This is a genomic window from Vibrio mediterranei, from assembly GCF_900088415.1.
Lineage (GTDB): Bacteria > Pseudomonadota > Gammaproteobacteria > Enterobacterales > Vibrionaceae > Vibrio > Vibrio mediterranei.
In genome coordinates this window covers 48,743-62,931 of the sequence record NZ_FLLQ01000002.1, presented here as the reverse complement: position 1 = coordinate 62,931, position 14,189 = coordinate 48,743, and the positions used below count along the sequence as shown (strand labels likewise).

The window sequence follows — 14,189 nt, the reverse complement described above, 5'->3', positions numbered from 1 at the left end:
AAAGCCCAACGTACGTTTTAATCAAACATCAAGATGATGTAGGCAAAGAACAGGATGAGGTGGGTCGCGCCATTGAGCGAGTTGGTTCTCCCGCTGCTAAAGCTCACGCTGGTCATTAATAGCGTTGCGCCTAATAACACCATCTCTGCCGGGGCGAGACCGAGTTGGATGGGCTCGTTCATTACCCCTGAAATCAGCAGAACAGCAGGAACGGTTAGTGCAATAGTGGCGAGAACCGAGCCAAAGAAGAGATTCATCGCACGCTGTAATTGATTGGTTACCGCGGCTTTAATGGCGCCAACCGCTTCAGGGGCGAGAATAATCAGGGCAACAATCAAACCACCTAGAGCTGCAGGTGCGCCCATTTCCGTAATGCCATCATTAATTGGAATCGCGAGGCTTTTCGCTAATAAAATCACCACCATCAAATAGCTCACCAGCATAATGGTATGGAAGATATTGCTGTGTAGCGGACCATGATGTTCATGGTGGTCTTCATTGTCACCATCAATGAAGTAGTTTGTATGGCTGCGTGTTTGGATGAAAAGGAATACGGCATACAAGGCGATTGAAGCGAGAACCAGAGTCCAGGTTAGGCTGGTCGACATGTTGCCTAACGAGTCCATACTGGTGAAATTAGGTAGCACCAAGCACAGCAATGAAAGTGGAATAATGGCGACCAAGTACGCTTTTATTCCATCAAGGTTATAGGTTTGGGTATGATATTTCATACCACCGATTAGCAAGGTGATACCAACAAAGCCATTAAGCACCGCCATCACGACAGCAAACATGGTGTCACGCGCTAAGAAGGGGTTGGATTCTCCTGTTAACATAACGGAAGAAACCATAATGACTTCGAGCAATACAACAGATAGGGTTAATATAAGCGTTCCGTATGGATCGCCAAGCTTAATCGCCAGCGCATCTGAGTGACGAACAACGGAGAAAATAGCGCTCATTACCGCGTAAAACAGTACTGCAGTAATCATTATATAGGCGAACTGTGATAGCTCCCCTGTGAGTAAGTTGTCGCCAATCAGTTTGAAAAATAGAACGGCAACGATGCCAAGTGGCAGTTTGTATTCTTGTTTGAGTACGTTGAGCATGTTGAGCCTTTATTGAGTAACCGAAGGCTCGCTAATGTCCTTTAACGAGAGTAAATCGGGTGAATACTACAATTTCCTGTGCAGTAGACGGAGCGCTTTAAGTTATGTTTCTAATTTAAGGTGAGCCGATGATTCAGGCTATGAATTAGAGAAATTCTTTGATGCTATTGGGCGACCGACTGTCGCCTAATAGCATGCTAAGTAAGCAGTAAGTAAAAGCTAAGGCATGCTTTCAAGGGATTCAGTTTCTTCTGGTTTATAGTGGATTGGTTTCAAGCCAACACGAGTTGGCAAGAGTGTGCCAATAGAGATAGAAGACCATGTCCCACTTAAAATCCCGACACACAATGCAATGGCGAAACCTTCCAATGCACTCCCTCCTAACAACCACAATGCTGAGACTGTGACCAAGGTAGTGCCTGATGTGACAAGCGTTCGTGACAACGTTGACACGATGGACTGATCGAGAAGGGCATCGGTTTCACCGTCTGGCTTCGCGCGAAATACCTCACGGATGCGATCTGAAATGATGATCGAATCATTCAAGGAATAGCCCATCACTGCCAGTAAAGCGGCCAACACGGTTAGGTTGAATTCAATTTGAGTCACCGCAAAGAGCCCTAGCACAATGACAATGTCGTAAACTAGCGCTGTAATTGAACCAAGTGCCAATCGCCATTCAAATCGGTAACTCAAGTACAGCAAGGTAAGAACGAAACAAACCAAAATCGCCAAGGCACCTTGTTCGATCATTTCTAGCCCAACCTGAGGGCCAATTACGCTGCTGTTGGTAACTTGAAAGTTGCTGTCTATCGGCAACAGCGCTCGGGTTAGCGCTTCTCGCAAATTGAGGTCTGTATCATTGAAGCGCAGTTGCCAACCTCCTTCGCTACCTGCTGCCGTCACCTGAACGTCTTGGCTTAGTGCCGAATCGAGGTGAGATTTGAGCAGAACTTGAGTTAGATCTGGTGTTGTTTGAATATCAGCGACGACACCGCCCGTAAAATCTAATCCCCAGTTGAAGCCTTTTGCGACGATAGAGGCAATGGAAAGTGTCAATAGAATCAAGGATATCATCGTCATCAATTGACGTATTTTGGTGACGCTAATTGCTTTGAACATTACAGTTTTACCTCATGTGAGGTATTTCTTCCCCACAAATAATTAATAAGAATTCGAGACGCAAATACGCCGGTAAATAAGCTAGTCAGTAGGCCTAATCCGAGTGTGATAGCAAAGCCTTGAATTGGACCGTTACCTATTGCATACAAAGCGATGGCGACGATCATAGTGGTGAGGTTGGCATCGAAAATGGAAGAGAATGCACTATCGAAGCCTCGATCTATGGCTTGGGAAAAGTTTCTGCCTTCACGCATTTTGTCTTTGATGCGTTCAAAGATAAGCACGTTGGTATCGACAGCCATCCCCACAGTTAGCACAAGCCCAGCGATGCCTGGAAGCGTTAGTACAGCGCCAGGGATAAGCGCCAATAGACCAAACAGACACACTAAGTTGATAGTCAGTGCAGCATTTGCAACCCAGCCAAGGCGTCGATACCAACAAGCGATAAATACCAACGTAAAACCAAGTCCCAAGGCGAGTGCCGCAAAGCCATTTTTGACGTTTTCAGCACCAAGAGTTGGCCCGATTGTACGTTCTTCGACAATGGTGACAGGAGCGGTGAGCGAGCCAGCCCTCAATAAAAGAGCAAGGTTTTGAGCGTCTGCCATTGATCCTGCGCCGGTGATGCGAAAACGGTTCCCCAACGTTGATTGAATTGTCGCTACGCTTATAACTTCGCTTTGCTCAATGGATTGTCCTGTTTCTGATTGACTGTATTCACTGTAGACAGTCGCCATCGGGTTTCCGATATTGCTGCGTGAGTGATTGCTCATCAGTCGCCCACCCGTGCTATCAAGAGTGATGTTGACTTCGGGCATCCCCATTTCTCCTAGGCTAGCGCGTGCATCGATAATATGCTCACCCCCTAAGATACTGTTTCTATGCAGAATGACAGGTCTACCATCTTGATCATTGATGGATTTTGTTCGTGCGTTAGCATCGGCCTTCGCATGGTAAAACGCTAGTGATGCAGTGGCGCCGATAATGTTCTTTGCGGATGTCGGATCTTGCACGCCTGGCAGTTCGATACGAATTCGATTTTCACCTTGGCGTTGGACCGCGGCTTCCGTGATTCCAAGTTCTTCTATGCGGCCTCGCATTGTTTGAAGATTTTGTGTCACAGTCAAAGTTTGAATCGCACGTTTTTCTTCCTCATCCATTGAGATTATTAAGCGCTCACCAGATAGGCTCATAGTCCAACTTGGATACTGTGTTCTTAAGTGGTGTCTAATATCACCAAGCAGTGCTTCGTTATATCGAGCAATGACCACTTCACCGTTTTCTACACGACCGCGTACACGAAACTCCTGACGTAGGTCGTCGATCACTGATTGCGCGTGAGCATTAAAGACAGGGGTTAGATCAACGTCTAACAGAAATTGCACACCACCACGTAGATCTAATCCAAATTTAATCGGCTGAAAGCCCAGCGAGGTTAGCCAAGAAGGGGCTGAAGGTTCGAGTGTGAGGGCAACGGTCTCTGATGGTTGGATAAACTCGGACATCAGAGCTTGTGCGGCGGCTTGCTGTCCGTTAGAAGCAAACGTCACAACTAACCTATCGTTGTTTTCGTTCACACTGTGAACATCAATGTTGTTGTCTAAAAGATAACGATAGACGTCATCAGCCTGTGCCGAATGTGTTTGGTTTGAAATGTGCAAAGCTTCACGTTCACCAAATGCAGAGGTTAGGGCACTGAGAAGCATCAGTACCACAGACAGCACGAGAACGATGACCTTCCATTTCGCTGAATAATTTATGGGTGTGTTTGAGCGCTTTAACTTCATTTTGGTTGCATCTTATTGATTAACGCATACCTAAATAGCACCAAGCTTATTTATTAAATAAACAGCGGTATTAATCATGTATGAGTTGAAACTAAGGGGCCTGAAAGGTTTTCGATAAACCTAACTCTTGGATACAGAGCTATCTTAGTTTTTTGACTCAATAGAACTATGGGTTAGAGAAATTCATATTTGGTTTTTTCAACTTGTCATATATGAATTTCTCTAATTCCTCGTAGAGATTTGATTTATTTAAAACAATGAAATCTGAATTAATGATTGAGGATGAATCTACGTGGATTGCACAATATATTTAAACGACCGAAAATATAGAATTTGTGATATTGGTGAAGGGAGATGCACTCTAGTGCTGAGTTACGCAGAAGGGATAGAGTTATTACATGAGCACTTTAGCCATCAGTTTCTTGAGATAGAAAGAATGATAGTCATCGATATATCAACATGTTGGAGTGGTGAAATCGACACACTGTACGAAAAGGATCGCTGCGAGTTAATCACAGATATTCGCTTGTTAACTGACATCTATTGGCTTGATGACTTTGAAATTAAAACCGATACAGGTCAAGAGATATTTCTGGGGTGTACCTCAGTATCTCCTATTTAAATCCAATGCTGATTAGCCAAATATGACTTTCTCTAATTCATCGATTTAATTATTGAGATTGAGTGTAATGGTGTCATCGAAAGGGGCTAACCCTAAATTATTTCATTAACTAGAAGAACGATATTATGCGAAAGACAATTCTCAGCACTGCTCTTTTACTCTCTACCTCATTTGGCGTGGTTGCCGACCAATACAACCTTTCTATTAAGTATGACCCTATTGTTACGGATAGAGGGATTGTTACTACAAAACCCGCGGCTATGGTCGACCAATTGTGGGATGTAGACGTGCAATCAATCACTCAGATAACAGATGGTGTCTATCGTATTGCTGGGTGGGGTATCGGTAACGTGATTGCGGTCGAGGCTCCTGAAGGCTGGATCATCGTTGATACGGGAGATGATTTAAAAGTAGCGCAAGAGCAACGTAAACGGTTAGAGGAAAAGCTGAATAGAGAGATTGATGTTAGCGCTGTTCTTTATACCCATTCGCATTATGTATGGGGTACACAAGCGTGGAGTAATGATGACACAGCTATTTACGCACATGAGTGGATGGAGAAACACCTGTTTGCAGACAATGGTGTGAGCCCTCTAGCTGGAATATTTTCTTCTCGAGTCGCTATTCAATTTGGGTTGTTACACCCTGAAAGCGGCCCAGACGCGTTTCCTAATAAACTTGGTTTCACGCTAGACAAGCTAGAGGGCGAAAAAGGCTACCAATCTCCGACCGTTACTTTTGAGCACAATCAAGTTGAAACTCACACAATTGCGGGGATGGAGGTGATTGTTTTACCTAGCCCTACGGATGTGACAGACAGTGTCGCTTACTACTTTCCCGAAAAGAGCCTTATGGTGACCAATGCAATGAATGCAGGCTCAATTTTCAATCTCTATACTTTGCGCGGAGATAGGTATCGTGACCCTATTCGACTTGTTGATGCGGCAGATCTGGTGCTTTCTTATGACTTTGACTATCACGTTGATATACATGGTGCTGCCAATGTAACCAAAGAATCAGCTAAAGATGTCATTTATGAGTTCCGTGATTCGATGCAGCTGATACATGACCAAACCATAAGAGCAATAAAGCTTGGAAATGATGCTCAGGGTGCTGCTGAATTTGTTTATATGCCAGAAAACCTACGATTGGATAAAGAAACCTATGGGCAAGTCGAAAGTCATGCTAAGCAGGTCTATAACGGTGTAATGGGCTGGAACGGTTGGGACGTTTACGACATCAACCCTTTGCCGACACAGACCTTTGCTCATCAATTTATTGGGAGTTTAGGTGGAGTTGAGTTGGCCAATAAAATGGTCAAGCAATCAAATCAGAAGCAAACCTTGGAAGGGTGGCAGTGGTCGCTATACTTAACGTCCCAAATACTTGAAATAGAGCCAAATAACGAAGAAGCTAAACTGTCGCGCGCAGAAGCTGCTCGTGCACTTGGGCAACGTACCAGCTCAGCCAATGCTCGTGGATTCTATATTTCTGAAGCATTACTTCATGAAGGGAAACTTTCATTCGGTGAACATCAATTGGATAACTATCAATCTCTAACCCAACTACTTGGGGCAATCACCAGTGAAAAGTTAGAGGCCTCTCCGATAGAAAATAATGTCGAGTACATCCGTTATTTGGTTGATACACGTAAAGCGGAGGGTTTGTCTTCTCAGTTCAATCTAAACATGAGTGATAGTGAGCACACGTTCGGTATTCAGCTTCGAAATGGCATTGTTCAAATTAGTTCTCAATTAAATTCAGGGATTACCGTTAATCTATCCCACTCTGAGTGGAGTGAAGTGTTATTAGGCGAGACAGAGTTTAAGCAATTAAATGCCTCGTTGGCAGACTTTGATACCGCGCTGACTATCACCACTCACTAACATAATGCTTTTGTGTTTATAGCTTATTCAATGGTGGCGAATATTTGAGCCACCATTTTTATGTTTTCTAATTTTTGGTAAATCGTTTAGGGTATGAGATCTAAACAGTTCTCGTCCAAAACCTTCACGGGCTGAATTTTTACCCATGGCATTTTCTAGCTCGTCTCTGCCTCTTTTTGTGTTTCACACCATCCCCAAACATTACTGTCATCCCCTTGAAAAAGGGGATCTCATTCAGCGCGTCGCGAAGCTGATTTACGTGACTTAGTCGAAGGTTTTCAGTTGCCTACACGCGGTAGGAGATCCTCACTTTCGTGAGGATGACGGCCAGTTGGGGCACGGAGAATACGAGCAGATGTAGACTATTTTTGTCCACCGACGTTTCAGCTCATCCTGACCCATACTGTGGCCCCTACTAAATGTGACTGCCAAAATTCATGTCGTCTAACTGATCATAGTGAATGAATGTCAGAAATGGCTTTGGCATCTTTCAAGGTGATATCCCTGCTCTTATCAAAGAGTGTTTTATCTTGAAGCCAATCCACACTCTCTTTTTGCTTCAGGTGTTCACGGCTCATGCGTGTATGCTGTAACAAGAACTCAACTATAATTTAGAAAACTCATTGAGCACTACTTCTTGCAGCGCATTGGCCGTTCCTTTGCGTGATTTGTAACTGACAGCAATGTGTTGATTACCAACTTGCTGATAGCCAACCATATTTCCATTTACATCAAATAAGTCCCATTTTTCTAACTAAGGGGGTGTTATTAGATGATGCTCCATTACAAGAAGCGTCAAAAGAACGTTCAGTGTTGAGTTGGCTAGCATTACTAGATTACAACTTAGAAGGAGTAGAACAAATATTAGTGAGTTTAGTTCGGGATAATTTTAATGAATCCATTCACAAGACTAATTAAAGTTGATATTATCAACCATATTCTAAAGCTAATCCTATGCTACTGACACAATCTGGTCATATCAGCATCGACTAGTACGCCCCTAAATCTTTCCAAATAAAGAGCTTTATGAACACTAGGCAGTTGATTTCGCACTATTTGTATATGAATCGCAAATCCTATATTTTCGCGATCATTTTTATTTTTCTCGTTAACTGGCTGCAAGTAGAAATTCCACGCTATATCCAACTGGCGATAGATCTGATTGATGATGCGTCGAATGACGGTCATCAACAATTGCAAACTTATGTCGCCATTGTAGTGGGCATGTCTGTAGCTATGGTTGTGGTGCGTATTCTGTCTCGAGTGTATGCGCTTAACCCCGGAAGGATTGCAGAAGCTGCACTTAAAAATAGACTGTTAAAACAGCTCAATCGGCTACCAAATAGCTACCACGAGAAGTTTGCATCAGGTCGACTCATTTCTATCATGAACAACGATGTGATGGGGGTTCGACTGATGTTTGGGATTGGCTTTCTCCAGTTCTTTAACACTATGTTTGCTCTTTCTCTGACACCAATTTGGATGTGGCGTATCTCTCCAGAACTGACCATGTATTCAGTCATTCCAATCTCCATTGCTTTTGTGATTTTCCGCATTGGATTTAAGCGAATGAAAGTGTTGCACACTGAGCATATGAATCGCCTACAAAGCTTGTCTGCTCAGCTTATGAGCTACTTGTCAGGCATCGACTTGATTAAGAATCAACGCATGTCACCTTGGGTAACTACAGAAATAGAGAAGCTCAATCAGCAACTGCTGCGTTGCCGAATGCAGATTACTCGAATCCAGGTGTTCTTTTTACCGGTACTTGATTACGCCAATGACCTAATGAAGATATTAATTCTAGGTCTAGGTGGTTACATGCTGATGAATCAAGAGCTAACTCTTGGCGAAATTACCGCATTTCTTACTTATTCTGTGTTACTGGCTATGCCATTGATGCAGCTTGGTCGAATCGCGACTATCTACCAGCGAGGTATTGTTGGTATTCAAAGTGCTCAAACTATCCTCAATGCTAAAATCCCTGAAACTGATCAAACTCGTCTCGCTGATGAAGATGTTGAACAGTTGAAAGGGGAGTCGTTATCGGTAAGAAATTTGAGTTTTCATTATCCAAATGATGAACGGCTGATTTTGGACAATATCAGCTTTGACATTCCTGCGGGGAAAAAAGTAGGGGTACTTGGTGGAATCGGCTCAGGCAAAACAACTTTGGTGAACTGCCTGAATCATCATTTAGATGTTCCCACTAATGCGATTTTCTTAGGTGGTAAAGACATTACGGATTTTGCCCGCAGTGACTTGCGTCGCTATGTTAAAACCGTCACCCAAGATCCTTATCTGTTCTCGGCCACGGTAGAAGAGAATATTCGATTCGGTAGTGCCAACAATGATGCCACGAAGGAGCAAGTGGACGAAGTGCTCTCGCTGAGCCAGCTCGCAAACGATGTGGCTAGGTTTGAGGATGGTGATCAAACTCTGGTAGGTGAAAAAGGCATTATGCTCTCTGGTGGGCAAAAGCAGAGGTTGAGCATTGCACGAGCACTCTTAGAGCCTGCAGACCTTGTCATTATGGATAACGTACTCTCTGCGGTTGATTACGAAACCGAACGTAAAATATTGAATGGGTTATTTGAGCGACTCAAACACCAATCGGTGCTCGTGGTATCGCACCGTGTTAACGCTTTAGAATATATGGATGAGATCATCGTACTTAATGAAGGCAAGATAATTGCGAAAGGTGACCATAAAACGTTACTGAAAACATGCCCGTACTATTTGGAAACGTGGCAGCTTCAGCAAAATGAAGCGGAGGCGAGCGCATGTTAAAAGGTGTCGACGTAAAGTATCTCAAGCACTTCTTTAAGTTCGCTAAGAAATACAAGAAAACCGCTCTGATTGGTATTGCTATGCTTCCTTTGTCGGTCGCAACCAGCTTGTTATTCCCTTGGTTAATTATCCAAGTTATTGACGTTCAGTTGGGACAAAATGACTTCGCTGGGTTAATGCAATATGTGGTGTATTTGGTCCTAGTCCTTATTGCAGGGTACGTGGTGGACACCACTTATGCTTACAATTTAAGAAAAACTGGTCAACTAACGATTACCGACATGCGCGCAGTGTTGTTTGAACGCGTACTCAGACTTCCGCGCAGCTATTTCGACAATACGCCAGCAGGCGTCACGTTGTCACGTTTGACGAGTGATTTAGAGACTATCGGTGAAACGTTTGTGCAATCAGTTGTCGGGTTGGTAAAGGATTCAATAAACACCATTGCCTTGTTGGTAATGATGCTATTTATCGATTGGAAGCTGACTTTGATCGTATTAGTAGTCATGCCTCCTGTTATGTATTTAACGGTGTATGTACGTAATCGTCTAAGAGCTTTACATAAGATAACGCGCGCATCCTTGGCAAGAGGTATCGGTTATCTACAAGAATTGTTGTTCGGTATGAGTACCGTTCAAATGTACCGCGCTGAAGAGAAAGTAGAAGCGAAATACAATGGGCATATTGATGAGTTTTTGGTTGCTCAAAAGAAAATCAATAAGTATGACGCCATCTTATTCTCTTTCATTTCAGGTGTGACGTCGGTAACCATTGGTCTCATGATTTGGTATGGCTCTGAACAAGTGCTAGCCGGAACGCTGACTTTAGGTGTACTGATTGCCTTTATTAATACGCTAGAAAAAGTGTTTGTGCCGATTCGTGATTTCACCTCTCAAATTGCCTCTATTCAAAGCTCGTTTGCGGCGTTTGATCATATCGAAGAACTCTTTGTTGAGCCGACGGAGGAACAAGGTCGAACCTTGTTACCGAGTCATCAGGTCCAACAACCATTGCAAGAGTTTGTGAGCTTAGAGTTCATTAATGTTAGTTTTCGATATAAACAAGATGCTCCGTATGTACTGAAAGACATTTCTTTCGTACTTAAAAAAGGCCATCAAATTGCCTTGGTAGGTTCTACTGGCTCTGGAAAATCAACCATCATGAGATTGATTTCAAAAACCTATCAAGATTATGAGGGCAGTATTCTGTTAAATGGCATTGAGTTATCGAAGATTTCAGTGGATGACTCGGCACACCTATTTTCGATGATGATGCAAGATGTTCATTTGTTTGAAGAAAGTATCGAGTTCAATATCGCCCTTGGTAAACCGGGGATTGACCGTGAACAAGTCGAGCAAGCCGCACGCTATGTCTATGCAGATCGATTTATAGAACAGTTACCTCGAAATTATGACTCGGTTTTAGATAAGAATGGTTCGAACTTATCGGTGGGGCAGACGCAGCTTATCTCGTTTGCTCGAGCAGTTGCTCAAGGTGGGCAGATTATGATGCTTGATGAAGCGACAAGCTCTGTAGATTCGATTACTGAAGATCTTATTCAGAAAGCCATGCAGCGTTTATTTGAGGAAAAAACGGTTATCGCTATTGCTCACCGTTTAAGTACCATCAAACACTCGGATCAAATTTTAGTATTAGAAAAGGGTCGAATAGTCGAACAGGGCAACCATCGACAATTGGTGTCTATTAATGGCATCTATGCAGGGTTGTTAAGTGAGTCGACAGGGGGCACAAGTGAGATCGATTCTGCAGAAGCTATATGATTCAAGCAAGCTTCGCTTAGTCACTTTGACGATTATAGGCATATACTTTAGTACTGTTCTTCAGAGGGCGAGTATATGTCTAAAAACAAATTTATCCTTCATTCCGCATACCCACCTTCAGGAGACCAACCTGAAGCCATCGCTCGTTTAATCTCAGGCATCGAAGCTGGCAAAAGCCATCAAACACTACAAGGTGTAACGGGGTCGGGTAAAACATTCACGATGGCGAATATTATCCATCGCTTGAAACGACCCACGTTGATTCTTGCTCATAACAAAACATTAGCTTCCCAGTTATATAGCGAGATGTGTCACTTCTTTCCTGAGAATGCCGTTGAGTATTTTGTTTCCTATTACGATTACTTTCAGCCAGAAGTCTACATTCCCGGTAGCGACCGTTTTATCCGCAAAGACTCCGCGATTAACGAACAGCTAGAGCGACTAAGGCTCTCGGCAACCAAGTCACTGATTGAGAGAAGAGACGTTATCGTGGTGGCTTCCGTTTCTTCTGTCTACGGGTTAGGCGATCCGCAAGCTTATCGAGACTTACAAATATCGCTCGCAGTAGGTGAGGCACTAGATAAAGCTGATTTAACTGAACGATTAGCACGCTTACAATATACTCTTACCGAGCCCAAATTAGAGCGCGCTGGTTTTCGCATTCGTGGCGACGAAATAGATGTGTTTCCAGCTGATTCTGCCCAAGATGCTATTCGCATTACTTTAAATAACGGAGTTATTCAGCATCTTGATTGGGTCGACCCTATCGCGGGTACACTCTTAAAATCTTGCACAGAGTACAAGATTTCACCTAAAACACTCTATGCGTCGTCACCACAAAAAGTCCGTAAAGCCAGTGAGTTGATCCGTATTGAAATGGAACAAAGAGTTAGAGAGCTCAACGAAGAAAACCGATTAACCGAGGCGGCAAGGCTTTACGAACGGTGTATGCATGATATTGAAATGATGCAGCAATACGGTTATTGCTCCGGGATCGAAAACTATGCCTGCTATCTTAATGAACGAGATCCTGAGCTACCGCCGACGACATTAATGGATTACCTACCTAAGGATGGGCTGGTGTTTATCGACGAGTCTCACGTGATGGTTCCTCAGATTTCAGCAATGTCGAAATCAGACCGAAGTCGTAAAGATACCCTTATTGATTACGGGTTTCGTCTTCCTTCAGCTTTAAATAATCGTCCACTGACGTTCAGTGAATTTGAAAAGGCAAAACCGCAGACCATTTTTGTTTCTGCGACGCCAGGAAAATACGAAGTTCAGCGTTCAGGTGGAGTGGTGGTTGAACAAATTATTCGACCAACAGGTTTGCTTGACCCTGAGGTTGAGGTGCGCCCATCAGCTAACAATATGGAAGACCTGTTAAAGGAGATACGTCAGCGTACCAGTAATAATGAACGAGTGCTCGTGACCACTTTAACTAAGGTAAGTGCGGAGTCGTTAAACGACTATATGGCGGAGCAGGGAATACGCGTTCGTTACTTACATTCCGATATTAAAACCTCAGAAAGAGTTGGTATTATCAATGGATTAAGGGCTGGGGAGTTCGATGTCTTGATTGGTATCAACCTACTCAGAGAAGGACTGGATATTCCCGAAGCTTCCTTGGTTGCCATTCTCGACGCGGACCACGCAGGATTTCTACGTTCGGTAGAAGCGCTGATTCAGATCATTGGTCGAGCAGCACGAAATGCCAATGGTAAGGCGATTTTGTATGCCGATAGAATCACACCCGCCATGAAGCAAGCGATAGACGAATCGCTACAAAGACGAAAAAGACAACAAGTTTATAATCAAGCAAATGCGATTGTGCCCGCTACATCGCGTCGTAAAGTAGCATCAGCAATGGAAGAGGCGCAGCAGCAGGCTTGTCATAATGTCGCGTTTTGCGACAGTCTTGCTAGCCTTTGTCAACAAATCACCGCGCGCGAGAAAGGACTGCTTGAAGCGGTCTCTGCGCAAAATGATGCGCAAATTCGTCAAATGCGAGCGGAACTGGATAGTTTATATAGGCAGTTCATATTTATGTAGTTCTAGCTCACCTTGTTCGTTGGACGAGAGGTCAAAGTGCGTTACGATTTCGCTAACGCACTTACTTAACAGGATATCGGATGCTCAATTACATTGAACCGGTTTTTAGACCACCGTCAGAGTGGAAGTCGCTGATATTACAAGTAACCAATGGTTGTAGCCATAATCAATGCACTTTCTGCGATATGTATACTCAGTCTCAGAAGAAGTTTCGTCCTAAGAAGCTAGAAGAACTAGAGCAAGAATTGCAGCAAGTGGCCGCGTCTGGTGCACGAGTTCACCGAGTTTTCCTTGCGGATGGTGATGCGATGACATTACCATTTCATCGTCTTAAAGCGATCTGTGAGTTAATTCATCGCTACCTTCCCAACATTCAACGTATCTCAAGCTACTGTTTGCCACGAAATTTAACCAACAAGACATCGGAGCAACTCGCAGAGCTTAGAGAGCTTGGGTTGAGTTTGATGTATATCGGTTGTGAAAGCGGAGATGACGAAGTACTAGCTAAAGTGAAAAAAGGTGAGACATTTGAATCATCGTTGGCCGCGCTAAACAAGATAAAAGCGGCAGGCATGAAAAGTTCTGTCATGATCCTAAATGGTCTAGGCGGCCCTATTTTGAGTGAGCAGCATGCACTGAATTCGGCCAAGCTAATGAATGCCGCTCAGCCAGACTATCTCTCAACCTTAGTAGTGTCTTTTCCATTTGGTGAAGAGCGCGTCGCGACTGAATATAACGGTGACTTTCGCCAATTGACTCAACCCGAGTTATTCAAAGAAATAAAATTATTGCTTGAACACTTACAGTTAGACAAGACAATATTCCGCTCAGATCATGCTTCCAACTATCTAGTGCTCAAGGGAGTACTGGGTAAAGATAAAGAGGCATTATTGCAACAAGTTGAGCTGGCAATTCATCATCCAGAGCAAATTTCGCTCCGCCAAGAGTGGCAAAGAGGTTTGTAAAAATCCCCTTTTTTACTCGTTCACACAGTGAATTTTACAAAACTCGCTTTTAGCGGGTTTTGTGTTTTTTGCATG

At 43.6% G+C, this 14,189-nt stretch carries 9 protein-coding genes and 1 pseudogene; 6 read left to right on the top strand and 4 right to left on the bottom strand.

The window, feature by feature from the left end; genetic code table 11:
* Nucleotides 1–17: 17 nt before the first annotated feature.
* From VME0621_RS06325 to secD, 3 genes are all read right to left on the bottom strand, one after another.
* The gene (locus VME0621_RS06325) at nucleotides 18–1,109 is read right to left on the bottom strand and encodes a calcium:cation antiporter (protein WP_062457555.1); all 1,092 of its coding nucleotides are present in this window, start codon (nucleotides 1,107–1,109) and stop codon (nucleotides 18–20) included.
* Between the two features lie 219 nt (nucleotides 1,110–1,328).
* Nucleotides 1,329–2,231: a protein translocase subunit SecF gene (gene secF, locus VME0621_RS06320; protein WP_062457558.1), complete on the bottom strand. Its 903-nt coding sequence runs from the start codon at nucleotides 2,229–2,231 to the stop codon at nucleotides 1,329–1,331.
* On the bottom strand, nucleotides 2,231–4,018 hold the full coding sequence (gene secD / locus VME0621_RS06315; protein WP_062457561.1) for a protein translocase subunit SecD: 1,788 nt from the start codon (nucleotides 4,016–4,018) through the stop codon (nucleotides 2,231–2,233). Before secD ends, secF begins: the two co-directional genes overlap by 1 nt.
* Before the next feature lie 364 nt (nucleotides 4,019–4,382).
* Between secD and VME0621_RS06310 the strand changes: the two genes are divergently transcribed.
* Both VME0621_RS06310 and VME0621_RS06305 read left to right on the top strand, forming a co-directional pair.
* Nucleotides 4,383–4,640 carry a hypothetical protein gene (locus tag VME0621_RS06310; RefSeq protein ID WP_231892924.1) on the top strand — a complete coding sequence of 86 codons (258 nt, stop codon included), beginning with the start codon at nucleotides 4,383–4,385 and terminating at the stop codon, nucleotides 4,638–4,640.
* A gap of 125 nt (nucleotides 4,641–4,765) precedes the next feature.
* Nucleotides 4,766–6,526, top strand: a complete 1,761-nt coding sequence (locus tag VME0621_RS06305; protein ID WP_062457568.1) for an alkyl sulfatase dimerization domain-containing protein — start codon at nucleotides 4,766–4,768, stop codon at nucleotides 6,524–6,526.
* A gap of 455 nt (nucleotides 6,527–6,981) precedes the next feature.
* Here the strand turns inward: VME0621_RS06305 and VME0621_RS26105 are convergent.
* Nucleotides 6,982–7,373, bottom strand: a pseudogene (locus VME0621_RS26105) (hypothetical protein); the annotation flags it as partial.
* A 179-nt stretch (nucleotides 7,374–7,552) separates the two neighbouring features.
* Here VME0621_RS26105 and VME0621_RS06300 point away from each other — a divergent pair.
* The 4 genes from VME0621_RS06300 to VME0621_RS06285 all read left to right on the top strand — a co-directional run bounded on the left by VME0621_RS06300 (nucleotide 7,553) and on the right by VME0621_RS06285 (nucleotide 14,114).
* The gene (locus VME0621_RS06300) at nucleotides 7,553–9,316 is read left to right on the top strand and encodes an ABC transporter ATP-binding protein (RefSeq protein WP_062457570.1); all 1,764 of its coding nucleotides are present in this window, start codon (nucleotides 7,553–7,555) and stop codon (nucleotides 9,314–9,316) included.
* A complete protein-coding gene (locus tag VME0621_RS06295) occupies nucleotides 9,310–11,097 on the top strand; it encodes an ABC transporter ATP-binding protein (RefSeq protein WP_062457573.1) in 1,788 nt (595 codons plus the stop codon). Before VME0621_RS06300 ends, VME0621_RS06295 begins: the two co-directional genes overlap by 7 nt.
* A gap of 75 nt (nucleotides 11,098–11,172) precedes the next feature.
* Nucleotides 11,173–13,149 (top strand): excinuclease ABC subunit UvrB, encoded by a 1,977-nt coding sequence (gene uvrB / locus VME0621_RS06290; protein WP_062457576.1) that lies wholly within the window; start codon nucleotides 11,173–11,175, stop codon nucleotides 13,147–13,149.
* 80 nt (nucleotides 13,150–13,229) lie between these two features.
* Entirely contained in the window at nucleotides 13,230–14,114 is an 885-nt protein-coding gene (locus tag VME0621_RS06285; protein WP_062457579.1) for a radical SAM protein, read from the top strand.
* Nucleotides 14,115–14,189 lie beyond the last annotated feature (75 nt).

What these genes read in the sequence shown, in the direction of transcription:
- VME0621_RS06300 (WP_062457570.1), top strand. Translation starts at nt 7,553, where the DNA reads ATGAACACTAGGCAGTTGATTTCGCACTATTTGTATATGAATCGCAAA.
- VME0621_RS06295 (WP_062457573.1), top strand. Translation starts at nt 9,310, where the DNA reads ATGTTAAAAGGTGTCGACGTAAAGTATCTCAAGCACTTCTTTAAGTTC.
- VME0621_RS06285 (WP_062457579.1), top strand. Translation starts at nt 13,230, where the DNA reads ATGCTCAATTACATTGAACCGGTTTTTAGACCACCGTCAGAGTGGAAG.
- secD (WP_062457561.1), bottom strand. Translation starts at nt 4,018, where the DNA reads ATGAAGTTAAAGCGCTCAAACACACCCATAAATTATTCAGCGAAATGG.
- VME0621_RS06305 (WP_062457568.1), top strand. Translation starts at nt 4,766, where the DNA reads ATGCGAAAGACAATTCTCAGCACTGCTCTTTTACTCTCTACCTCATTT.
- VME0621_RS06325 (WP_062457555.1), bottom strand. Translation starts at nt 1,109, where the DNA reads ATGCTCAACGTACTCAAACAAGAATACAAACTGCCACTTGGCATCGTT.
- secF (WP_062457558.1), bottom strand. Translation starts at nt 2,231, where the DNA reads ATGTTCAAAGCAATTAGCGTCACCAAAATACGTCAATTGATGACGATG.
- uvrB (WP_062457576.1), top strand. Translation starts at nt 11,173, where the DNA reads ATGTCTAAAAACAAATTTATCCTTCATTCCGCATACCCACCTTCAGGA.